Annotated in this window: 25 protein-coding genes and 1 pseudogene; 20 read left to right on the top strand and 6 right to left on the bottom strand. The window is 70.6% G+C overall.

What is annotated here, in order from left to right; all coding sequences use genetic code 11:
• Positions 1 to 63: 63 nt before the first annotated feature.
• Entirely contained in the window at positions 64 to 972 is a 909-nt protein-coding gene (locus AC2D8W_RS01160; RefSeq protein ID WP_484669978.1) for a flagellar motor protein MotB, read from the bottom strand.
• 82 nt (positions 973 to 1,054) lie between these two features.
• On the opposite strand from AC2D8W_RS01160, the gene AC2D8W_RS01155 reads away from it, so the two are divergent.
• From AC2D8W_RS01155 to AC2D8W_RS01145, 3 genes are all read left to right on the top strand, one after another.
• Positions 1,055 to 1,564, top strand: a complete 510-nt coding sequence (locus tag AC2D8W_RS01155; RefSeq protein WP_293485062.1) for a GNAT family N-acetyltransferase — start codon at positions 1,055 to 1,057, stop codon at positions 1,562 to 1,564.
• Between the two features lie 7 nt (positions 1,565 to 1,571).
• Entirely contained in the window at positions 1,572 to 2,444 is an 873-nt protein-coding gene (locus AC2D8W_RS01150; RefSeq protein WP_293485060.1) for an alpha/beta fold hydrolase, read from the top strand.
• A gap of 62 nt (positions 2,445 to 2,506) precedes the next feature.
• Positions 2,507 to 3,370, top strand: a complete 864-nt coding sequence (locus tag AC2D8W_RS01145) for an SMP-30/gluconolactonase/LRE family protein (RefSeq protein WP_484669977.1) — start codon at positions 2,507 to 2,509, stop codon at positions 3,368 to 3,370.
• 2 nt (positions 3,371 to 3,372) lie between these two features.
• Here AC2D8W_RS01145 and hemB read toward each other — a convergent pair whose 3' ends face one another.
• Positions 3,373 to 4,389 carry a porphobilinogen synthase gene (gene hemB / locus AC2D8W_RS01140; RefSeq protein WP_484669976.1) on the bottom strand — a complete coding sequence of 339 codons (1,017 nt, stop codon included), beginning with the start codon at positions 4,387 to 4,389 and terminating at the stop codon, positions 3,373 to 3,375.
• Positions 4,390 to 4,458: 69 nt separating this feature from the next.
• Positions 4,459 to 5,058: a hypothetical protein gene (locus tag AC2D8W_RS01135; protein WP_484669975.1), complete on the bottom strand. Its 600-nt coding sequence runs from the start codon at positions 5,056 to 5,058 to the stop codon at positions 4,459 to 4,461.
• Positions 5,059 to 5,150: 92 nt separating this feature from the next.
• On the opposite strand from AC2D8W_RS01135, the gene AC2D8W_RS01130 reads away from it, so the two are divergent.
• From AC2D8W_RS01130 to hemA, 5 genes are all read left to right on the top strand, one after another.
• Positions 5,151 to 6,290, top strand: a complete 1,140-nt coding sequence (locus AC2D8W_RS01130; RefSeq protein WP_484669974.1) for an isobutyryl-CoA dehydrogenase — start codon at positions 5,151 to 5,153, stop codon at positions 6,288 to 6,290.
• A complete protein-coding gene (locus AC2D8W_RS01125; protein WP_484669973.1) occupies positions 6,287 to 7,339 on the top strand; it encodes an enoyl-CoA hydratase/isomerase family protein in 1,053 nt (350 codons plus the stop codon). Before AC2D8W_RS01130 ends, AC2D8W_RS01125 begins: the two co-directional genes overlap by 4 nt.
• Before the next feature lie 37 nt (positions 7,340 to 7,376).
• Entirely contained in the window at positions 7,377 to 8,132 is a 756-nt protein-coding gene (locus AC2D8W_RS01120) for a class I SAM-dependent methyltransferase (RefSeq protein WP_484669972.1), read from the top strand.
• Positions 8,133 to 8,154: 22 nt separating this feature from the next.
• Complete coding sequence (gene mmsB, locus AC2D8W_RS01115) at positions 8,155 to 9,063, top strand: 3-hydroxyisobutyrate dehydrogenase (RefSeq protein ID WP_484669971.1); 909 nt, start codon at positions 8,155 to 8,157, stop codon at positions 9,061 to 9,063.
• 172 nt (positions 9,064 to 9,235) lie between these two features.
• On the top strand, positions 9,236 to 10,465 hold the full coding sequence (gene hemA / locus AC2D8W_RS01110) for a 5-aminolevulinate synthase (protein ID WP_484669970.1): 1,230 nt from the start codon (positions 9,236 to 9,238) through the stop codon (positions 10,463 to 10,465).
• A gap of 238 nt (positions 10,466 to 10,703) precedes the next feature.
• Here the strand turns inward: hemA and AC2D8W_RS01105 are convergent, their stop codons facing one another.
• Positions 10,704 to 11,126, bottom strand: a complete 423-nt coding sequence (locus AC2D8W_RS01105) for a Ros/MucR family transcriptional regulator (RefSeq protein WP_484669969.1) — start codon at positions 11,124 to 11,126, stop codon at positions 10,704 to 10,706.
• Positions 11,127 to 11,410: 284 nt separating this feature from the next.
• Here AC2D8W_RS01105 and glyA point away from each other — a divergent pair, with 284 nt between their 5' ends.
• The 9 genes from glyA to AC2D8W_RS01060 all read left to right on the top strand — a co-directional run bounded on the left by glyA (position 11,411) and on the right by AC2D8W_RS01060 (position 17,116).
• Positions 11,411 to 12,631 carry a serine hydroxymethyltransferase gene (gene glyA / locus AC2D8W_RS01100; protein WP_484670538.1) on the top strand — a complete coding sequence of 407 codons (1,221 nt, stop codon included), beginning with the start codon at positions 11,411 to 11,413 and terminating at the stop codon, positions 12,629 to 12,631.
• Between the two features lie 31 nt (positions 12,632 to 12,662).
• Positions 12,663 to 13,136: a transcriptional regulator NrdR gene (gene nrdR, locus AC2D8W_RS01095; protein ID WP_293485041.1), complete on the top strand. Its 474-nt coding sequence runs from the start codon at positions 12,663 to 12,665 to the stop codon at positions 13,134 to 13,136.
• Positions 13,137 to 13,140: 4 nt separating this feature from the next.
• Positions 13,141 to 13,785, top strand: a complete 645-nt coding sequence (locus AC2D8W_RS01090) for a RibD family protein (protein ID WP_484669968.1) — start codon at positions 13,141 to 13,143, stop codon at positions 13,783 to 13,785.
• Position 13,786: 1 nt separating this feature from the next.
• Positions 13,787 to 14,377 (top strand): riboflavin synthase, encoded by a 591-nt coding sequence (locus AC2D8W_RS01085; protein WP_484669967.1) that lies wholly within the window; start codon positions 13,787 to 13,789, stop codon positions 14,375 to 14,377.
• Between the two features lie 31 nt (positions 14,378 to 14,408).
• A complete protein-coding gene (ribH, locus tag AC2D8W_RS01080; protein ID WP_484669966.1) occupies positions 14,409 to 14,873 on the top strand; it encodes a 6,7-dimethyl-8-ribityllumazine synthase in 465 nt (154 codons plus the stop codon).
• Positions 14,870 to 15,331 carry a transcription antitermination factor NusB gene (gene nusB, locus AC2D8W_RS01075; RefSeq protein ID WP_293485033.1) on the top strand — a complete coding sequence of 154 codons (462 nt, stop codon included), beginning with the start codon at positions 14,870 to 14,872 and terminating at the stop codon, positions 15,329 to 15,331. Before ribH ends, nusB begins: the two co-directional genes overlap by 4 nt.
• On the top strand, positions 15,315 to 16,283 hold the full coding sequence (gene thiL, locus AC2D8W_RS01070) for a thiamine-phosphate kinase (RefSeq protein ID WP_293485031.1): 969 nt from the start codon (positions 15,315 to 15,317) through the stop codon (positions 16,281 to 16,283). The genes nusB and thiL overlap by 17 nt, the downstream gene beginning before the upstream one ends.
• Positions 16,273 to 16,593: a DUF1905 domain-containing protein gene (locus AC2D8W_RS01065; RefSeq protein WP_484669965.1), complete on the top strand. Its 321-nt coding sequence runs from the start codon at positions 16,273 to 16,275 to the stop codon at positions 16,591 to 16,593. Before thiL ends, AC2D8W_RS01065 begins: the two co-directional genes overlap by 11 nt.
• A 73-nt stretch (positions 16,594 to 16,666) precedes the next feature.
• Positions 16,667 to 17,116, top strand: coding sequence for a GFA family protein (locus tag AC2D8W_RS01060; RefSeq protein WP_484669964.1), 450 nt, complete (start codon positions 16,667 to 16,669; stop codon positions 17,114 to 17,116).
• A gap of 250 nt (positions 17,117 to 17,366) precedes the next feature.
• Here the strand turns inward: AC2D8W_RS01060 and AC2D8W_RS01055 are convergent, their stop codons facing one another.
• The gene (locus tag AC2D8W_RS01055) at positions 17,367 to 17,567 is read right to left on the bottom strand and encodes a hypothetical protein (RefSeq protein ID WP_293485023.1); all 201 of its coding nucleotides are present in this window, start codon (positions 17,565 to 17,567) and stop codon (positions 17,367 to 17,369) included.
• A gap of 146 nt (positions 17,568 to 17,713) precedes the next feature.
• Here AC2D8W_RS01055 and AC2D8W_RS01050 point away from each other — a divergent pair, with 146 nt between their 5' ends.
• On the top strand, positions 17,714 to 19,873 hold the full coding sequence (locus tag AC2D8W_RS01050) for a penicillin acylase family protein (protein ID WP_484669963.1): 2,160 nt from the start codon (positions 17,714 to 17,716) through the stop codon (positions 19,871 to 19,873).
• Positions 19,874 to 19,887: 14 nt separating this feature from the next.
• Here AC2D8W_RS01050 and AC2D8W_RS01045 read toward each other — a convergent pair whose 3' ends face one another.
• The gene (locus tag AC2D8W_RS01045; protein ID WP_484669962.1) at positions 19,888 to 20,727 is read right to left on the bottom strand and encodes an alpha/beta fold hydrolase; all 840 of its coding nucleotides are present in this window, start codon (positions 20,725 to 20,727) and stop codon (positions 19,888 to 19,890) included.
• Positions 20,728 to 20,914: 187 nt separating this feature from the next.
• Between AC2D8W_RS01045 and AC2D8W_RS01040 the strand changes: the two are divergent.
• Together AC2D8W_RS01040 and AC2D8W_RS01035 are read left to right on the top strand one after the other, a co-directional pair.
• A pseudogene (locus AC2D8W_RS01040) lies at positions 20,915 to 21,043 on the top strand (hypothetical protein); the annotation flags it as partial.
• Positions 21,043 to 21,570 carry a glycine cleavage system transcriptional repressor gene (locus AC2D8W_RS01035; RefSeq protein ID WP_484669961.1) on the top strand — a complete coding sequence of 176 codons (528 nt, stop codon included), beginning with the start codon at positions 21,043 to 21,045 and terminating at the stop codon, positions 21,568 to 21,570. The pseudogene AC2D8W_RS01040 and the gene AC2D8W_RS01035, both read left to right, overlap by 1 nt.
• Positions 21,571 to 21,575: the final 5 nt, after the last annotated feature.

Below are 21,575 nucleotides of genomic sequence, written 5' to 3'. Positions count from 1 at the left end.
TTCGCGTCGAGCGCCTTTCGCCCGAGATTAGGCGTCATGCGCGGCCTCCACGCAAGGACTACGCTAGAGTCCCGGTTCCGGAGGCAGCACCGGCGCCTCACGCAGCAACACGATGGCGATGCGGCGGTTGCCGGGCAGCACCGGATCGTCGGGATAAAGCGGTTCGGACCCGGCCTTGCCCGACACCTGGTAGACGCGGTCGGGGTCGACGCCGGCGCCTTGCAGCACCTTGCGGGAGCTGTCGGCCCGGGCCGACGAGAGCGACCAGTCCGATTCCGGCTTGGCGCCGTTGGCGCTCGCCGAGGTGTGGCCGTAGATCGAGATCCTGTTCGGCAGCTGGTTGATCACCTTGGAAACCGCCCGCAGCAGGAGCTTGGCCCGGTCGTTCGGCTGGGTGGAGCCCTGGTTGAACATCGACCGGCCCTCCTGGTCGATGAGCTGGATGCGCAGGCCCTCCGGGGTCTCGTCGATGATGATGTTCTTCGAGAGTTCGGCCAGTTCGGGCATCGACTGCATCGCCTGCCGCAGGGACTGGGCGGCAGAGGCGAACGCCGCGTCCTCCCGGGCCGCCTGGGCGGCCGCCTGCTCGGCCGCGGCGGCCTCCTCGGCGGTCATCGGCTTGCCGCCTTCCTTGGAGTCGCCGTCGTTCGGATTGCGGGAGGACGGCGCCAGTTCCTCGATCACGTCCGACGAGCCGGAGGCCTTGGAGCCGTCGTTGGCCAGCGCCGCGCCGCCCAGGATGCCGCCGGCGCCCGAGCTGGTCTGCGACACGCTGGCGGGGGCGAAGTAGTCCGCGATGCCGCGCTTCTGCTCGGGCGAGGTGGTGTTGATCAGCCACATCAGCAGGAAGAACGCCATCATCGCGGTCACGAAGTCGGCGTAGGCCACCTTCCAGGCGCCGCCGTGGTGCCCGTCGCCGCCACCCTTCTTGATCCGCTTGAGGATGATCGGCTGGTCGCCGCCCACCGCCATGGTTCACCCGCCTTAACTGTGTTTCGCCGGGCAAACTGCGCGAGCCGCGTTAAGATGGTGTTGCACGAGGGGGAGTTGCGGCGTGGCGGTGGTTCTTGAAACCGAGCGGCTGGTCCTGCGCGACGTCGAGGACGACGACGCGCCGTTCCTGGTCGATCTGCTGAATTCCCCGGGCTTCCTGGAAAACATCGGCGACCGGGGCGTGCGGAACGTGGCGGACGCGGCGCGCTTCATCGAAGACCGCATGCGCGCGAGCTACCGCGAGCACGGCTTCGGCATGTGGGTGGCGGTCCAGAAGCGCGACGGCGCGCCCGTGGGCATGGCCGGCCTCGTGCGGCGCGAGGGGCTGGATGTCCCCGACGTCGGGTACGCCTTCATCGAGCGGGTGTGGGGCCAGGGCTACGCCCAGGAGGCCGCGGCCGCGGTGCTCGCCCATGCCCAGGGGCCGCTCGGCATCCCGGCGCTGGCGGCGATCACCACGCTCGAGAACTTCGCCTCCATGGCGGTGCTCCGGAAGGTGGGCTTCACCTACCGGGGCGTCATCCAGCTTCCCGGGATGGACCGGGAGAGCGCGCATTTCACATGTCCCTGAGGGCCACATGACGATCACGACCCGCACCGTGGAGGCCAATGGCTTCCGCTTCGCCGTCGACGAGGCGGGGGAGGGCGATCATCTCGCGCTCTGCCTGCACGGCTTCCCGGAGAGCCGGTTCTCCTGGCGCTTCCAGCTGCCGTTCCTGGCGAGCATGGGCTACCGCGCCTGGGCGCCGGACCTGCGCGGATACGGCGAGACCGAGCCGAAGCCCGCGGAGGTGAAGGCCTATCTCATCGACCGGCTGATGGAGGACGTCGCCGCGCTCATCGACGCCAGCGGGGCGCGGAAGGTCACGCTCATCGGCCACGACTGGGGGGCGGGGCTGGCCTGGACGTTCGCGACCCACGCGCCGCGTCCGCTGGAGCGCCTGGTGATCATGAACGTCCCGCACCCCGGCGTGATGGCGCGGCACCTGTCGAAGGGCAACCTGCGCCAGCTGGGCCGCTCCTGGTACATGTTCTTCTTCCAGATCCCGGGCCTGCCCGAGGCGATGATGACCGCGAGCGACGCCCGCGCCATCCGCCGCGCGTTCCACGGCATGGCGGTCGACAAGTCCAACTTCGGCGACGACGTCCTCGACCGCTATGCGCGCGACGCCCAGCGGCCCGGAGCCATCCGCGGCATGATCAACTGGTACCGCGCGGCCTTTCAGCTGGGGGGCAAGATGCGCGGTCCCTGGCCGCGGATCGAGACTCCGACGCTTATCGTCTGGGGCGAGGAGGACGCCGCTCTGGGCGTCGAGCTCCTCGACGGCACGGACGAGTTCGTGCGCGACCTCACCATCCGGCGCCTGCCCAAGGTCTCCCACTGGGTGCAGCAGGAGGCGCCGGAGAAGGTCAACGCCATCCTGGGCGAGTGGCTTCCCGGGCCGGGCTGATCGCGGGTGACAGCCCGGGTCGCACGGCCGATCATGGGCGCCTCACGCCTGGGGAGACGCAGATGGGACGGACGACGCGGGAGCTGGCCGCCGGGCTTCAGTTCGGGGAGGGGCCTCGCTGGCGGGACGGCCGGCTCTGGTTCAGCGACTTCTACGATCACGCGGTGAAGTCCGTATCGCCGGCGGGGGACCTGCGGACGGAGTACACCATCGACGACCAGCCGTCGGGCCTGGGCTGGCAGCCGGACGGCTCCATGCTGATCGTCTCGATGACGCGCCGCGAGCTTCTGCGTCGCACGCCGGACGGCCGGGTCTCCCTGCACGCCGACCTCGGCCACATCGCCACCTTCCACTGCAACGACATGGTCGTGGACGCGCAGGGCGGGGCCTACGTGGGCAACTTCGGCTTCGATCTGGACGCCGCGATGGCCAAGGGCGACGTGGCCGCCGGGATGGTCAAGGCGAAGCTCGCCTACGTGTCGCCGGATGGAAGGGCGCGCGTCGTGGCCGACGACCTGGCCTTTCCGAACGGGACGGTCATCACGCCGGACGGCAGGACGCTCATCCTGGGGGAGAGCTTCGGCGGCGTCCTGACGGCCTTCGACGTCGCTCCGGACGGCGGGCTGTCGAACCGCCGCGTCTGGGCCGAGCTCGGCGCCCGGGTCCCTGACGGCATCTGCCTCGACGACGAGGGGGCCGTCTGGGTCGCCAATCCCAGCGCGCCCGAGTGCGTCCGCGTGGCGGAAGGCGGCAAGGTGCTGGAGGTGATCGAGACGGGGCAGCCCTGCTACGCCTGCATGCTGGGGGGCGAGGCGGGACGCACGCTCTTCATGCTGACGGCGGCGGGGCTCGGCGGCGGCGCGGCCGGGCGCACCGGCAAGGTGATCGCGGCCGAGGTCGATGCGGGGCGGGCGGGCTGGCCCTGAGTTCAGGCCCCCAGCAGCCGCGCCGCCCGCGGGGCGAAGTAGGTGATGACCCCGGCGGCCCCCGCGCGCTTGAAGGCCCCGAGGCTTTCGAGGATCGAGCGCTCCTCGTCGAGCCAGCCGTTCCGGGCCGCGGCCATGATCATGGCGTACTCGCCCGAGACCTGGAAGGCGAAGGTCGGCAGTGAGAAGGCGTCCACCACCTGCCGGACGATGTCGAGATAGGGCATCCCCGGCTTGACCATCACCATGTCGGCCCCCTCGGCGATGTCGAGCGCCACCTCGCGCAGCGCCTCGGCGTGGTTGGCGGAGTCCATCTGGTAGGTCTTCTTGTCGCCGGGGTTCTCGACCGAACCCGTGCCGAGCTTGCCCGAGCCGATGGCCTCCCGGTACGGCCCGTAGAAGGCCGACGCGTACTTCGCGGCGTAGGACATGATCATCACGTCCTGCAGGCCCTCGGCCTCGAGGGCGGTGCGCAGCGCGCCGACGCGGCCGTCCATCATGTCGCTGGGCGCAAGGATGTCGCAGCCGGCCCGCGCCTGGACCAGGCCCTGCGCGACCAGCGCCTCGACCGTGGCGTCGTTGACGATCCGGCCGTCCTGAAGGAGCCCGTCATGGCCATGGTCGGTGAAGGGGTCCAGCGCGACGTCGCACATGATCCCGACCTCGGGCGCGGCGTCCTTCATGGCCTTCACCGCGCGACAGACGAGGCCGTCGGGGTCGGCGGCGAGCCTGCCGCTCGCGTCCTTCTTGGCGCCGTCGATGTGCGGAAAGACGGCGATCGCCGGGATGCCCAGCGCCTTCGCCTCCCGGGCCGCGGCGGCCGCGTCCTTCACGGACAGGCGGGCGACGCCGGGCATGGAGCCCACCGGGACCTGGCCCTCGCCCTCGTGCACCACCATCGACCAGATGAGGTCGGCCGGGGTGAGCACCGTCTCGCGGACGAGCCGGCGGATCCAGTCCGACTGTCGAAGCCGCCGCATGCGCAGGGCGGGATAGGCGGCGAGGGGAGCCTTGGTCATGCGCGGGCGTTTGAACCCGCTGCGCGATCGACGCAACCCCCGCGACGCGGCGGTCGGCGGAGCAGGCGGCTAGCACCGATGCAGGATGTGGCAGCGGACTCCCGGAAAGCCCGCAGCCCCCGGCGCTTCCCGGTAGCGGCGAAGGGCTTCGTTGTGGCGCGCCTCCCGGGCGAAGTCGCCGGCGCCGTTGGCGGGGTCGGCGTTGCGGGTCACGGCGGCGTCGATCTCACGCTCGCGCCGGCATTCGGGGGAACTGAGGTCGGGATCCTTCAGTGGATCGCAGCGCCGCTGCACGAGGCGTGGTCGCGGCCAGCGTCCGTCAGCGAACACGGGGCCGTACAGGTCGACGCCGCCCTGCTCACCGCCTGCGCCGTGCGTCGGCGGCGTGGCGTAGCGGGGTTGCGGGTCCGCGGCGTCGGGCGTCGTGCGCGCAGGATCGGCGCGGCGGGACAACGATGCGGTCGGGTCCGCGCGGGCTTGCCGCGAGGCTTCGACTAGCTGCACCTCGATAGCCGGCGTCTCGGAGGGTGGCGTCGCGCTGTCCTGGCGAAGCGCGAACCAGCCGAGCACGACGCCGTGGAGAGCGAGCGAGAGGATGAGGGTCAGGAGCAACCGGCCGCGACGGCGGGCGAGCCCACGCAGCCCCAGCGCGCTCTCCACCACGTGCATACGCGCCCTCCCGTCGACGCAGCCAAGCTCGCAATAGCGTCGCCGATATGGCGCCGATTGACAGCCCGAGCGCGCCGCGCTCAACCGCGCCCATGGATTTCGACCTGACCGAAGACCAGCGCGCGATCGAGGACGCCGCCCGCGCCTTCGCCCTCGCCGAACTCGCGCCCAATTCCGCCCGCTGGGACGAAGAGAAGACCTTCCCCGTCGAGGTGATGCGCAAGGCGGCGGAGCTCGGCTTCGCCGGCCTCTATGTCCGCGAGGACGTGGGCGGGTCGGCTCTGTCCCGGCTCGACGCCTCGATCGTCTTCGAGCAGTTGAGCTACGGCGACGTGGCCACGGCCGCCTTCATCTCGATCCACAACATGGCCTCGTGGATGATCGACCGGTTCGGCGACGAGGACCTGCGTCGCCGCTTCCTGCCGAAGCTGACGACCATGGAGCTGATCGCCTCCTACTGCCTGACCGAGCCCGGCTCCGGCTCGGACGCGGCCGCGTTGACGACGACGGCCGTGCGCGATGGGGAACACTATGTGCTCAACGGCTCCAAGGCCTTCATCTCCGGCGCCGGGAGCTCGGACGTCTATGTGGTGATGGTCCGCACAGGGGGGCCGGGCGCCAAGGGCGTGTCGACGCTGGTGGTGGAGAAGGGGACGCCGGGACTCTCGTTCGGCGCCCAGGAGCGCAAGATGGGCTGGAACGCCCAGCCGACGGCCCAGGTGAACTTCGACGACTGCCGCGTGCCGGTGGCGAACCGCGTCGGCGAAGAGGGAGCGGGGTTCAAGATCGCCATGGCGGGCCTCGACGGCGGACGCATCAACATCGCCTCGTGTTCGCTGGGCGGCGCGGGCTTGGCCCTCGACACCGCCAAGGCGTACCTCGAGACGCGCAGGCAGTTCGGTCAGCCGCTGAGGGAGTTCCAGGGGCTCCAGTGGCGCTTCGCGGACATGGCCACCGAGCTGGACGCCGCGCGCCTGATGGTGCGCCGGGCCGCCCACGCGCTGGACAACAGGGATCCCGCCGCGACGCGCTACTGCGCCATGGCGAAGCGCTTCGCCACCGACGCCGGATTCGAGGTCGCCAACCAGGCCCTGCAGCTTCACGGCGGCTACGGCTACCTGCGCGACTATCCGCTGGAGCGGATCGTCCGCGACCTGCGGGTCCACCAGATCCTCGAAGGCACCAACGAGATCATGCGGGTCATCACCGCCAGGGAGCTGTTCCGGTCATGAGCGAAGCCCAGGAAGTCCTCTGTCGCGTCGAGGGGCGCGTGGGACGGATCACGCTGAACCGGCCGCAGGCGCTGCATGCGCTGACCACCAACATGTGCCGGCTGATGACCGACGCGCTGGTGGCGTGGCGGGACGATCCGGCGGTGGACCTGGTGCTGTTCGACCACTCGGGCGAGCGCGGCTTCTGCGCCGGCGGCGACATCCGCATGCTGGCGGAGAGCGGCGCGGGTGATGGACGGCTGGCCCGCGAGTTCTTCTTCGTCGAGTACCGGCTCAACCACCTTCTCTTCCACTATCCCAAGCCTACCGCGGCGATCATGGATGGCGTGACCATGGGCGGCGGCGTGGGCCTTTCGCGCCCCTGCCGCTACCGGGTGGCGACCGAGCGGACGACGTTCGCGATGCCGGAGACCGGGATCGGCCTGTTCCCGGACGTCGGGGGCGGTTGGTACCTGAGCCGGATGCCCGATCACATCGGCCTGTGGCTGGCGCTGACGGGCGCGCGGATCAAGGCGGCGGACTGCGAGCTCCTGGGCCTGGCGACGGACTTCGTGGAGAGCGGGAAGGTCGCCGACCTCAAGGCTGCGATCCTCGCCGAGCCGACGCGCATCGAGACATTGCTGACCGAGTTCGAAGGCGACGCCGGACGGCCTCCGATCGCCCAGCATCAGGACGAGATCGCGCGCCTGTTCTCGGGCGACAGCGTCGAGGCCATCGTAGCCGCGCTGGAAGCGGCCGACACGGACTGGGCCCGCGAGCAACTCAAGGTCATGGCCACCAAGTCGCCCCAGACCATGAAGGTCGCGTTCCGCCAGCTGCAGCTCGGGGCCAGGGCGAAGGACTTCGCCGAGAACATGGCGATGGAGTACCGCATCGGCGCGCGCGTCGTGCAGCGGCACGACTTCATCGAGGGCGTGCGCGCGGTGATCGTGGAGAAGGACAATGCGCCGAAGTGGAGCGAGGCGCGGCCGCACGACGTGAGCGAGGCGACGCTGGACGCCATCTTCGCCCCGCTGCCTTCCAACGAGGAGTGGTCGCCTCTAACGTGACCGCGACCGGCCGGTGCTGGCCGGCGGGAGGAACCCCATGAAGCCGATCCTGTTGCTGGCCGCGTGCGCCGCCGCATCGCTGTCCTGGTCAGCGTCCGCAAGCGCTGCGCCCACCGCGAACCAGCTCGCCGCCGTGGCCGACAAGTCCCGACCGGAGGCCGACACGAAGCGCGACGCCGACCGCAAGCCGGCCGAGATGCTGGAGTTCGCCGGGGTCAGGCCGGGCCAGGCCGTGGCGGATTTCATTCCGGGCGGCGGATACTTCACGCGGATCTTCGCCAAAGCCGTCGGGCCCAAGGGGAAGGTCTATGCGGTGATCAACGCGCCGCCGGCGGGCGCGGCCCCTCCGGCGAACCCGCCGCCGATCCGCGCGGTGGCGGCCGACCCGGCCTACGGCAACATCGAGGTCGTGCAGGTTCCGCTCGTCGAGATGAAGCTGCCGGCGCCGGTCGACCTGGTCTGGACGTCGCAGAACTATCACGACGTCTACGTTCGCAACCCCGAGAACGGGCGCAAGGCGACCAAGGCGATCTTCGACGCCCTGAAGCCGGGCGGCGTGTTCGTCGTGCTGGACCACGCCGCCGCCGCGGGCACGCCCCCGGATCCGCAGGACCGGCTGCATCGCATCGACCCGGCGCTCGTGCGCAAGGAGGTGGAGGCCGTGGGTTTCAGGTTCGAGGGCGAAAGCACGCTGCTGCGCAATCCCGCCGACGACCACGCGAAGGCGGTGTTCGACCCCGCCATCCGGGGCCGCACCGACCAGTTCATCTACAAGTTCCGCAAGCCCAAGTAGTCACCAGATCGAAGAGGTAGTCATGACCCGCGTTGCGTTCATCGGCCTGGGCAACATGGGCGGCGGGATGGCCGCCAACCAGGCGAAGGCGGGGCGCGAGGTCATGGCCTTCGACCTGTCGCCTGCCGCCGTGGAGAGGGCTGCAGGCGCCGGCTGTCGCAAGGCCGGGTCCATCGCCGACGCGGTGAGCGCCGCCGAGGTCGTGATCACCATGCTGCCCGCTGGGCCGCACGTGCGCAGCGTCTATGCCGAACACATCCTGCCGAACGCGCCGCCGACGGCCCTCCTGATCGACTGTTCGACCATCGACGTCGACAGCGCGCGCGCCGTGGCCGCCCAGGCGAAGGCCGCCGGCTTCCGATTCGCCGACGCGCCGGTCTCGGGCGGCGTGGCGGCGGCCGATGCGGGGACGCTGGCGTTCATGGTGGGCTGCGACGAGGCTGACTTCGCCGCTGTCGAGGACTCGATCCGGCCCATGTCGCGAGCGACGATTCGCGCGGGGGACCACGGCGCCGGGCAGGCCGCCAAGATCTGCAACAACATGGTGCTCGGCATTTCGATGATCGGCGTCTGCGAGGCCCTCGCGCTCGCCGAGAAGCTGGGCCTGGACCCCGTGAAGTTCCACGAGATCTCGTCGCAGTCGTCGGGCCAGTGCTGGAGCCTCACGAGCTACTGCCCATGGCCCGGGCCGGTTCCCGCCGCGCCTTCGAATCGCGGCTACGAGGGCGGATTCGCCACGGCGATGATGCTGAAGGACCTCAAGCTCGCCCAGGACGCCGCGGCCAAGGCGGGGGCGGCCGCGCCGCTCGGCGCCGCCGCGGAGGGGCTCTACGCGCTGTTCGACCGGCTGGGCGGCGGCGGTAAGGATTTCTCCGGGATCCTGGAGATGCTGCGCGGCAATCTGCCGCCTTCGCAGCAGCGGACGAGTTGATCGGTGTCAAAGCTAAGCGTCGTTCACGAATTCTAGGTACTCGTTCACGAAACGTGGCCCGCGTGCGACAGCCGAACCAATGGACAACCTGAAATCAGGGCGCCAAAAGGCAGGCGTTGAAGAGGGGCCGGGGAACGCGCGCTCGCAAGGGCCCGCAGCCGGGATCGAGTCGATGGACTACAGGCAGGCTTTTGCGACGGCGCTTGAGCGCGTCCGGTCCGAGGGACGGTATCGGGTCTTCGCCGATCTCAAGCGGCATCGCGGCGCCTTCCCGCGGGCGACCTGGACCCGCGACGACGGCTCGACCTCCGAAGTCACCGTGTGGTGCTCCAACGACTACCTCGGCCAGGGCCAGAACCCGATCGTGCTCGATGCGATGCACAAGGCGATCGAGGAGGCCGGCGCCGGCTCCGGCGGCACGCGCAACATCTCGGGCACCACCCACTACCACGTCGAACTGGAGCGCGAGCTGGCCGACCTTCACCAGAAGGAAGCGGCGCTGCTCTTCACGTCGGGCTACGTGTCCAACGAAGCCTCGCTGTCGACGCTCTACAAGATCCTGCCCGGCCTGATCATCTTCTCGGACGAGCTGAACCACAATTCGATGATCAGCGGCATCCGCGCCGGCAAGCGCGAGCAGCGGGTCGTCTTCCGGCACAACGATCTGGGCCACCTCGAGGAACTTCTGGCCGCCGCCGACCCGGCCGCGCCGAAGCTCATCGCGTTCGAGAGCGTCTACTCCATGGACGGCGACATCGCCGACATGCGGGGCACGGTCGCGCTCGCGAAGAAGTACGGGGCCATGACCTACCTCGACGAGGTGCACGCGGTCGGCATGTATGGCCCGCGCGGCGCCGGCGTGGCCGAGCGCGACGGCGTGATGGCCGAGATCGACATCGTCGAAGGCACGCTGGGCAAGGCGTTCGGCGTCATGGGCGGCTACATCGCCGCGGACGCCGTGATCTGCGACGCGATTCGCAGCTACGCGGACGGCTTCATCTTCACGACCTCGCTGCCGCCGGCGCTTGCCGCAGGCGCGGTGGCCTCGATCCGCTATCTGAAGGAACACGACGAGGTCCGCGTCGCGCACCAGGAGCGGGCTGCGGCGCTGAAGGCCAAGTTCCGCAAGGCCGGGCTTCCGGTCATGCCCAGCGTCAGCCACATCGTGCCGGTGCTGGTCGGCGATCCGGTCCACTGCAAGATGATCTCGGACATCCTGCTCGAGGATCACGGCGTGTACGTGCAGCCGATCAACTACCCCACGGTGCCTCGCGGCACCGAGCGTCTTCGGTTCACCCCGTCGCCGGCCCACGACGACCGCATGATGGACGAGCTCGTCGAGGTCCTCGAAGCGCTCTGGGTCCGTTGCAACGTGCAACGCGTGGGCGGCTACGCCGCCTGAGGCGGCCTTCGGATACGAATTCCGCGCGAACCCTCGGCCCCGCGCGCTTGCGCGGCGGACTGCGCATGCGCGCGCCCTGTCGAAGCGTCTGCGGCGCCATGGCGCAACGCGGCCAAGGCCGAGGCGTGCTCAACTGCAGGAGAGGGCTCTGCGCCGCCACAACCCGACATAGGGGTGGAGTCCCGGGCGCCCCTGCCTCGCGCAGGGGCGTTCTCCCGTCCGCAGGACGGCCCGATCCTCACTTCCGCCGGCGCACGCCCCGGCCAAGGCCGATCTGTTTGGCGAAGTCGGACCGGCGCGCGGCGTAGGCCGGCGCGACCATGGGGTAGTCCGGCGGCAGTCCCCAGCGGCGCCGATAGTCCTCGGGGCTCATGTTGTAGCGGGAACGCAGGTAGCGCTTCAGCATCTTCAGCCGCTTCCCGTCCTCGAGGCAGACGATGTAGTCGTGCTGGACCGAGCGCCCGACGGGCACTGCGGGCTTGGGCCGCTCTTCGACGGGCGCGGGCGATCCGCCCGAAGAAAGCTGCGCGAGGGCCTGGTGCACGGTGCGGATCATGTCCGGCACCTCCGCGATCGGCACCTGGTTGCGGCTCACATAGGCCGCCACGATCGCTGCGCCCAGGCGCAGGACGTCCTCGCCGGCCGGGCCGTCGTCGTTCATGCCTGCAGTCATACTTACGCCCCCTCGATAAGCCACGCGGCCGCCAGACGACCGCCCTCGGCGTCCCCGGCCTTTTGGCCGCAACGTGCGGAGATCGAAACGAGTTCCCAGAAATACTGCGGGCGGCCGCGGTTGGAGCGGGCGGCGTTCGGGAGTAAAGGAGGCGCCTCCGCCGCTCAGACTCGGCGCTCCCGCGAAAGGCCTTGCCCTTGAACCTGCACGTCCAGTCCCAGCGCCCGTCCGAAGACTTCTTCCAGGGGGGAGTCGGCCAGACCGACCCGGCCATCGCCAGGATCCTGGACGGAGAGCTGAAGCGGCAGCAGGACCAGATCGAGCTGATCGCTTCGGAGAACATCGTCTCCAAGGCCGTGCTCGACGCCCAGGGCTCGGTGCTGACCAACAAGTACGCCGAGGGCTACCCAGGCAAGCGGTACTACGGCGGCTGCGAGGTGGTCGACGAGGCCGAGCTGCTGGCGATCGACCGCGCGAAGCAGCTGTTCGGCTGCGAGTACGCCAATGTGCAGCCGCACTCCGGCAGCCAGGCCAACCAGGCCGTCTTCATGGCCACCATGACGCCCGGCGACACGTTCATGGGCATGAACCTGGACCACGGCGGCCACCTGACGCACGGCAAGAGCGTCAACCAGTCCGGCAAGTGGTTCCACCCTGTCGCCTACGGCGTGCGGGCCCAGGACCACCTGATCGACTATGACGAGGCCGCAGAGGTCGCCCGGGCGCACAAGCCCAAGGTGATCATCGCCGGCGGATCGGCCTATTCGCGCCACATCGACTTCGCGAAGTTCCGCCAGATCGCGGACGAAGTGGGCGCGCTGCTGATGAGCGACATCGCGCACTACGCGGGCCTGGTGGCCGCGGGCGAGTACCCCAACCCGTTCCCGCACAGCCACATCGTCACGACGACGACACACAAGACGCTGAGGGGACCGCGCGGCGGCCTGATCCTGACCAACGACAAGAAGCTGGCGAGCAAGCTCAACTCGGCCGTCTTCCCGGGGCTCCAGGGGGGACCGCTGATGCACGTCATCGCCGCCAAGGCTGTGGCGTTCGGCGAGGCGCTGCGGCCCGAGTTCAACACCTATGCGAAGCAGGTCATCGCGAACGCGCGCGCCCTGGCCGACAGCCTGCAGAGCGTCGGCTTCAAGATCGTCTCCAACGGCACCGACAGCCACCTGATGCTGGTCGACCTGACGCCCAAGAACGTCTCGGGCGCCCAGGCCGAGGTGGCGCTGGAGCGCGCCGGGATCACCACGAACAAAAACTCGATCCCCGGCGATCCGCTGCCGCCGATGCAGACGTCGGGGCTTCGGGTGGGTTCGCCGGCCGGCACGACGCGAGGCTTCGGACCGGAGGAATTCCGCCAGGTCGGCCGCTGGATCGGCGAGGTTCTCGACGCGGTTTCCACCGGCGAGGACTCCTCGGCCGTCGAGCAGAAAGTCCGCAGCGAGGTCGTGGCCCTGACGAGGCGCTTCCCCATCTACAGCTAATAGCGTTAAGTGGCTGCAGGAGGGGCTAGATATGCGTTGCCCGTTCTGTGGTCATGACGAGACCCAGGTGAAGGACAGCCGTCCGTCCGAGGACGGCGCCGCCATCCGCCGTCGCCGCCTGTGCCCGGCGTGCGAGGGCCGCTTCACGACCTTCGAGCGCGTGCAGCTGCGCGAACTGACGATCCTGAAGCGCTCGGGCCGCCGCACGCCGTTCGACCGGGACAAGCTGGCCCGCTCGATCTCCATCGCCATCCGCAAGCGCCCCATCGAGCCCGAGCGGGTCGAGCGGATGATCTCGACCATCGTGCGCCAGCTCGAGAGCATGGGCGAAACCGAGTTGCCGTCGTCGACCGTGGGCGAACTCGTGATGAAGCAGCTCAAGCAGGTCGATGACGTCGCCTACGTCCGCTACGCCTCGGTCTATCGCGACTTCCGCGAGACCCAGGACTTCGCCCGCTTCCTGGGCGAAGAAGGGCTGAGCGAGGCCGGGGCCGAGCCGAGGTAGCGGCGTGACGATCACGTTGAAGCTGGCCACCTCGCTGGACGGACGGATCGCGACCGCATCGGGCGAGAGCAAGTGGATCACCGGACCCGCCGCCCGCGAACAGACCCATCGTCTTCGGGCGGCGCATCAGGCCGTGGTGGTGGGGATCGAGACGGCCCTGGCGGACGATCCCGCCCTCACGGTCCGGCTGCCGGGATACAACGGTCGCCAGCCCGCGCGCGTGGTCCTGGACAGCCGCCAGCGGCTGCCGCTGGACGCCACGCTCGTGCGCACGGCGCGCGAGACGTCCACCTATGTCGTGGCCACGGGCGAGCCTGACCCGGCGTTGACCGCGGCGGGCGTCCGGGTGGTGACCGTGCCGGCGCTCGGCGAGGATCGGCCCGACCTGCACAAGGCGGTGGAGGCGCTGGCGCGGGAAGGCCTGGCGGACCTCCTGGTGGAAGGCGGCGGGCAGGTGGCGGGCAGCTTTCTCCGCTGCGGGCTCGTGGACGCGATCGAGTGGTTTCGCGCCCCGATCCTGATCGGCGGCGAGGGACGGCCCGGCGTGGGCTCGCTCGCTGTTGCGGCGCTTGCCGAAGTCCCCCATTTCCGGCGCGTGGAGGTGAGCCAGCTCGGCGAGGACCTCTGGGAGCGCTACGCGAGGATCTGAGATGTTCACCGGCATCGTCACCGACGTGGGGCGCGTGCGCGCGGTCCGCGACACCAACCGCGACCGGCGGTTCGAGATCGAGACCCGGTTCGACCTGTCCACGATCGATATCGGAGCGTCCGTCAGCCACGCGGGCTGCTGCCTGACCGTGGTGGAGAAGGGCGACAACTGGTTCGCGGTGGAGGTGTCGGGCGAGACCCTCGGCCTGACGACCCTTTCCGACTGGAAGGCCGGCGACCCGGTCAACCTCGAGCGCGCTGCGCGGGTGGGCGACGAACTGGGCGGCCACATCGTCTCCGGGCACGTCGACGGCGTGGGCGAGGTGCTTTCGGTCGAGAGCGAGGGCGGATCGCACCGTGTCCGCATCCGCGCGCCGCGGCCCCTGCATCGCTTCATCGCGCCCAAGGGCTCGATCACCGTGGAAGGCGTGTCCCTGACGGTCAACGAAGTGGAGGACGACGTCTTCGGGGTGAACCTGATCCCGCACACCTGGGATGTGACCACCCTGGGCCGCCTGCGACCGGGCGCGCGCGTGAACCTCGAGATCGACATGCTCGCGCGCTATCTCGCCCGGTGGCGCGAAACGGCCTAAGAGCAGCTTCCAACTGCCTGCAGGGACCACCATGAGCGACGAGCCGCTTCACCTCCTGATCGTGGAGGCGCGATTCTACGACGACCTCGCCGACGCCCTTCTCGAGGGCGCCACCCAGGCGCTCTCGGCCTTCGGGGCCGAGTACGACGTGGTCACGGTGCCGGGCGCCTTGGAAATCCCCGGCGCGATCGCGCTGGCCGAGGAAGCGTCCCACCGGCCCACCGGCAAGCACTACGACGGCTACGTGGCCCTGGGCTGCGTCATCCGGGGCGAGACCTACCATTTCGAGATCGTCTCCAACGAGAGCGCCCGGGGCATCATGGAGCTGACGATCGGCAAGCGCCTGTGCATCGGCAACGGCATCCTCACCACCGAGGACGACGAGCAGGCCTGGGCGCGGGCGCGCATCAGCGAGGGCGACAAGGGCGGCGGCGCCGCACGGGCGGCCCTCTCGATGATCGCCCTGAAGCGGCAGCTCACGGGCGGGCGGCGATGACCTCGCACGCCTCGCGCTCGGTCGCGCGTCTCGCGGCCGTGCAGGCCCTCTACCAGATGGAGGTCTCGGCGGCAGGCGTGGAGCACGTCATCCGCGAGTTCACCGACCATCGCTTCGACCGCGACGTGGAAGGGCCGGACGGGGAGGGGCAGAGGCTGGCGTCCGCCGACGAAGGCTTCTTCGCCGAGCTGGTGCGCGGCGTGGTGGCCCGCCAGGCGCAGGTGGACGCCGCGATCGCGCGCAGGCTGGCGGAGAACTGGCGGCTGGAGCGCCTGGACGCCACGGTGCGCGCCATCCTGCGGGCGGGCGCCTATGAGCTGACCCACCGCCCGGACGTCCCCACTGAGGTGGCCATCGACGAGTACGTGGAGATCGCGAAGAGCTTCTTCGAGGGGACCGAGCCGGGCTTCGTCAACGGCGCCCTGGACGCCGTCGCGCGCGATGTCCGGCCTGGATGAGTTCGGCGAAATCGCGCGGCTCTTCCGGCCGCTGACGCGAGGAGCGCCCGGCGCTCTGGAGCTGAAGGACGACGCGGCCATACTGCCCAGCCGCAAGGGCCACGACATCGTGGTCACCAAGGACGCCATCGTGGAGGGCGTCCACTTCCCGGTGGGCGAGGCTCCGGACCTCGTGGCGCGCAAGCTGGCGCGCGTGAACCTGTCGGACCTCGCCGCGAAGGCCGCCGAGCCGTTCGCCGCCTTCCTCGCCATAGCGTGGCCGGCGGCCACCGGCGAACGGGAGCGGGAACGCTTCGCCCTGGGCCTCGCCGCCGACTTCGAGACCTTCGGCGTCAGCCTCCTGGGCGGCGACACCGTCTCGACCCCCGGGCCGTTGATGGCCAGCCTGACGGTCATGGGCTGGGTCCCCCAGGGCCGGATGGTCCGGCGCGCGGGCGCCCGCCCCGGCGACCGGCTGCTGGTCAGCGGGACCATCGGCGACGGCGCCCTGGGGCTGGCGGCCGTCCGCGGGGAGATCTCCGACCCCAGCGGGCAGCTCGCCTTCCGCTACCGGCTTCCGGAGCCGCGCCTCGACCTGCGGGACGCGCTGCGCCGCGTGGCGACGGCGGCGGCCGACGTCTCGGACGGGCTCATCGCGGACGCGCGCCACATCGCCGACGCCAGCGGCGTCCAGATCGTCATCGACCTCGACCAGCTTCCCCTGTCCGGCGGCGCGGCCACCTGGCTGGAAGCCCAGCCCGATATCCCGGCGGCGCTCCTGCGCCTCGGCTCGGGCGGCGACGACTACGAGGTCGTCTGCACCGCGCCGCCCGGCGTCCGCAAGCCCCCGGGCTTCACCGTCGTGGGCGAGGTGAGGGAGGGGGCCGGCATCGAGGTGCGCGCCGCGGGAGCCGTGGTCGATCCGGGCGCCGGCGGATGGCGCCACGGGCAGGCGGGCGCGGATGAAGCCTGACGGGCCCGCGCATGCGAGCATCGCCTTCGAGGCGGACGTCATTCACTGGCGCGGCCCGAGCCCGTTCTTCTTCGCCGTCGTTCCGCGCGACCTGGCCGACGACATCAGGGCCGCCGCGCGGGTCGCGAGCTATGGCTGGGGCGTCGTCCCGGTGTCGGCGACGCTGGACGGGGTGACGTTCACCACCTCGCTCTTCCCGCGCGACGGGACCTATCTGGTTCCGCTCAAGGACGCCGTGCGGCGCAAGGTCGGCGTGACCGCCGGGGACCGCATCGAGATCCAGCTTTCCATCGCGCCGCGCCGGCCGTGAGCCCGGGGAATCGCCCTTTGCCCCGATCAGCTCAGGGGCCATGCTGGCGCGCGTTCAATCCCGGGAGGCCCAGATGACGCAGGTGCGCGAGGGCGGCTGCCGCTGCGGCCAGGTGCGGTTCCGGACCACGGCCCCGCCGCTGCTGACCATGGCGTGCCACTGCACGGGGTGTCAGCGGATGACGGCCAGCGCGTTCTCCCTCTCCGCGATGTACCCTGCCGGAGCGTTCGAGGTGCTCTCGGGCGAGCCGGTGATCGGCGGCCTTCATGGACCGACGCAGCACCACTTCTGCCCGCACTGCATGAGCTGGCTCTACACGCGGCCGGAAGGCGCCGAATGGCTGGTCAACATACGCGCCACGATGTTCGACGAGGCGGGCGACTTCACGCCCTTCGTGGAAACCTTCACCGACGAACGGCTGCCCTGGGCGGTCACCCCGGCCAGCCGAAGCTTCCCGCGCTTCCCGGAGATGGCGCAATGGCAAGAGCTGGTGACGGGCTACCAGGCCGCCGCGGAGCAATAGCCGCGGCGGCCCGCTCGGGCTCCAAGGCCAAGGGGCGGCCGGGAGCGGTCAGGCGGAGGGTCCTCTCGACCCACTCGGGGAGCCGGAAGCGGGCGACTGCAAACGCGTTCATGCCGCATGTACGTGGAGAAACCCCACCTGGCCGCAGGGAGTAAGGCGATCAGGCCGGCAGGGCGTCACGACCGCGCGCCGACGACACGCGGCGGAGGAACCTCGCTGGAGGATCGGCCGGCAGGAATCCGGCGGGGTCTCAGTGGCGGACGACCCACTCGCTGACGTAGGCGTGGGTCGCCCGGGCGAGCTTCGGCGGGCCGGAGAAGTAGAACTCGCTGCCGAACATCACCCTGCGCTCGCGCCACGTCAGCGCGCCGGTGTCCTCGGACTGCAGGACGGACCGCAGCTTTGCGCTCATTCCGGCGGGAACGAAGGCGACGTAGGTGGCGTCGGGCATGCGCACTCCACTCACAGACTTGAGCCCCTTGGCGGCAAGGAAGCGTGAGTCCCGCCCGGCACCAAGCGTGGCCGGATGTCACGGCTGGACTTTCGCTGCGGGCGTGGGCGAGGTGGGGCGACAGCCATTGTCTGGAGGGGCGTTCGGTGGGGTGGAAAGGTCTGGTCGCGGTGGCGCTGCTCATCGCGACGCCGGCGACGGGCGAGCCCCGCGCGGAGTGGAAGGCGCAGGCCGCGCGGGTGACCATCGTCCGCGACGATTGGGGCATCGCACATGTTCGCGGCAAGACCGACGCCGATGCGGTGTTCGGCGCGGCCTATGCCCAGGCGGAAGACGACTTCAATCGCGTGGAGACGAACTATCTCGTGAACCTGGGCCGACTCGCCGAGGCGGAGGGCGAGGGCGCGATCTGGCAGGACCTTCGCCAGAGGCTGTTTGTCGACGAAGCCGATCTGAAGCGCCGCTACGCCGCGGCGCCGGCCTGGCTGCGGGCGCTCATGGAGGGCTGGGCCGCCGGGCTCAACCACTATCTGGCGACCCATCCGGACGTGAAGCCGAGGGTGCTGACACGGTTCGAGCCCTGGATGGCGCTCAGCTTCACCGAGGGCAGCATCGGCGGCGACATCGAGCGCATTCCGCTCGCCGGACTGCAGGCCTTCTACGGCGGGGATCAGCGGGCGAGCGTGGCCGAGACGCCGGAGAGGCTGAGGGAGCCTTCAGGCTCCAACGGCGTCGCGATCGGACCGCAGATCGCCCGCGACGGCCACGCCCTGCTGCTGATCAACCCGCACACCAGCTTCTTCTTCCGCTCGGAGCTGCAGATGACGAGCGACGAGGGCCTGAACGCCTACGGCGCCGTCACGTGGGGCCAGTTCTTCGTCTACCAGGGCTTCAACGCCCATGCCGGCTGGATGCACACCTCGAGCGGCGTCGACGTGGTCGACGAGTTCGCCGAGACGATCGTGCGGACACCGGCCGAGCTTTCCTACCGCTACGGGGACAAGCTGCGGCCGGTCAGGACCTCGACGGTCAGCGTCAGCTACCGGAGGGCGGACGGCTCGCTCGGCAGCCGACAGTTCGCCGTGCACCGCACGCACCATGGGCCCATCGTGCGGGCCGAGGGCGATCGCTGGATCGCGTTCGCCATGATGTACAAGCCGGTCGAAGCCCTGACGCAGTCGTTCCTCCGCACGAAGGCGACCGACCTCGAGGGTTTCCTGCGCGTGGCCGAGGCCGCCAAGGCCAACTCGTCCAACAATACGCTCTTCGCCGACCGGAATGGCGCGACCGCCTATCTGCACCCCCAGTTCATTCCCCGGCGCGACGACCGGTTCGACTACGCCAAGGTGGTCGACGGCTCGGACCCGGCCACGGACTGGGGCCCGCTGCACGCCTTCACCGAGCGGCCGAACGTAGTGAATCCGAAGGGCGGCTGGGTGTTCAACGTCAACGACTGGCCCTACTCGGGCGCTGGTCCGGAGAGCCCCAGGCGCGAGGCCTTCCCGCGCTACATGGACGTGGCTGGACGGAACGCGCGCACGCTGCACGCGACGCGGGTCCTCGAGGGACGTCGCGACGTCACGCTGGAGTCGCTCCTGCGCGCGGCCTACGATCCGGACCTTCCCGCCTTCGACATCCTCATCCCGGCCCTGGCGAGCGCCTGGGACGGGCTTCCGCCCGGCGACCCGGTGAGGAGCCGGCTCGCAGAGCCGGTGGCGCGCCTGCGGGCCTGGGACAGGCGGTGGTCGGCGGCGTCGACGGAGACGTCGCTGGCGGTGTTCTGGGCCGAGGCGCTGGCCGCCCGCACCCCTCCGGGGCGCCCTGGCAGCCTTTTGCTGCTCGAGGCCATGGCGGCGCGGCCCCCTGGCGAGCAGCTCGCCGCGCTGTCGGAAGCCACGGACCGGCTGGCGGCGGATTTCGGGAGCTGGCAGGTCCCTTGGGGCGAGATCAATCGCTTCCAGCGGCTGAGCGGCGACATCGTGCAGACGTTCCGGGACGACGCCCCGTCGATCGCCGTGCCCTTCGCGTCGGCGGCCTGGGGCTCGCTCGCGTCGTTCGGGGCCCGCCGCTACCCCGGAACCCGGCGCTACTACGGCACGAGCGGCAACAGCTTCGTGGCGGTGGTCGAGTTCGGGCCGCGCGTCCGGGCGCGGGCGGTGAGCGCCGGTGGCGAGAGCGGTGATCCGAAGAGCCCTCACTTCAACGACCAGGCCGAACGCTACGCCGCGGGCGACCTGCGGGAGGTCTACTTCCACCCCGACCAGCTGAAGGGCCACGTGGAGAGGACGTACCGGCCGGGCGAGTGACCGGCCGCGTCCGTTCAGCGATGTCGCTCTAGGAACGCGAACACGGCAGCGTTGAAGGCGTCGTTGCGGTCGCCGGCGACCATGTGGTCGGCGCCCGCGATGTCGGCGTACTCGGCATGCGGGACCAGTTGCAGGAAGTCGTCGACGCCTTCCTGGGACAGGACATCGGAGAGGCGTCCGCGAACCAGCAGCGTGGGCCTCGCCAGCCGCCGCGCCGCATCGCGCAGCCCCTCGACGTCGCGCGCGGGGCGGTCCTCGCGGAACATGCGCGGATCCCAGTGCCAGAAGTAGCGCCCGTCCCGCAGGCGCAGGTTCCGCAGGAGGCCCGAGGTGTCCTTCGGCCGCTTGCGGTGCGGCAGATAGGCGGCCACCGCGTCGGCGGCTTCCTCGACGCTGGCGAAGCCTTCGGGGGCGCTGTGCATGAACGCCAGGATGCGGTCCGTGCCCGCGGTGTTCACCGTGGGCGCGATGTCCACCATCACCAGCCCCGCCAAGGGGTGCTGGAGGGCCGCGTAGCAGAGGCTCGCCATGCCGCCCAGCGAGGCGCCGACCAGGAAGGGCGCCCGCGGCAGCGTGGCGGCGATCGCCCGGATATCCCCGGCGTGAGCGCCCATGCCGTAGTCCGCGCCCGGCGACCAGCCGCTCTCCCCATGGCCGCGCAGGTCGGCGCTGATCATGCGGAAGCCCCGTCGTGCGCCCTCGGCCAAGGCGCCGCCCCAGGCGCCGCGCGTCTGCCCTCCGCCAGGCAGCAGGATCACCGGAGCTCCGTCCGGCGGCCCGGCGACATCCGCGGTGATCTCAACGTCGCCGCTCTGGAAGCGGAGGACCTCGATGGGCATGGCGAGCTCGGACATGCCCGAGGGGTACCGGGTTGCCGCGGGGTCCGCAAAGCCCCGGTTCGAACGCCGGGCTTCCTTCGCACGGGCGCGGGCGATACGCAGGGCTGAGGACATCGGCCGCGCCATCGAGGCGTCGCCGGGACGAGGACGCGGCATGAGAGTATCTGTGTTCCCGGCGCTGGCGGCCACGGGATGGCGCGGCGGCAAGCTCGCCGACCTGGTGGTGCTGGACGCCGACCCGACCGCGGATATCCGCAACGGCGAGAAGGTGCATCGCGTGATGCTTGGCGAGCGCAGGCGCGCCGCGTACTGGTGGGAGGGCAAGCGCTGATGGTGTCGGTGATCCTGAACGTAAGCGGCAGCGACCGGCCCGGACTGACGGAGGCCCTGGCGCAGGCCGTGCTGTCCGCAGGCGGCAACTGGCTGGAGAGCCACCTGAGCCGCCTGGGCGGCCTCTATGTGGGCTCGGTCCTCGTCGAGCTGGCCGAGGATCGGACGGATGCGCTACGCGAGGCGGTGGCGTCGGTGGACGCGCGCGGGCTGGAGGTGCGGATCGCGCCTGCGGTCTCGGCCGCGGGCGGCGACGGCGGCGAGGCGCTGCTGCTGAGCCTGGTGGGCCAGGACCGGCCCGGCATCGTCCGGCAGGTGACCGCGGTGCTCGCCGGGCTCGAGGTCAACATCGAGGCCTTCGACACGCGGCTGAGCGCGGAGCCCCACGCCGGCGGCGTGCTCTTCCACCTGGAGGCCCGGCTGCGGCTGCCGCCAGGCGTCGGGGCGGCCGACGTGCAGGCCGCCCTCGAGGAGATCTCCGCCGAGATCATGGTCGACACCGCCTTGACCCCTGTGCGCGAGGGGTAGGGGAC

The sequence above is a fragment of the Phenylobacterium sp. T106 genome (assembly GCF_057219735.1).
The sequence above is the reverse complement of the archived record's forward strand: the minus strand, read 5'-3'. Positions and strand labels throughout refer to the sequence as shown.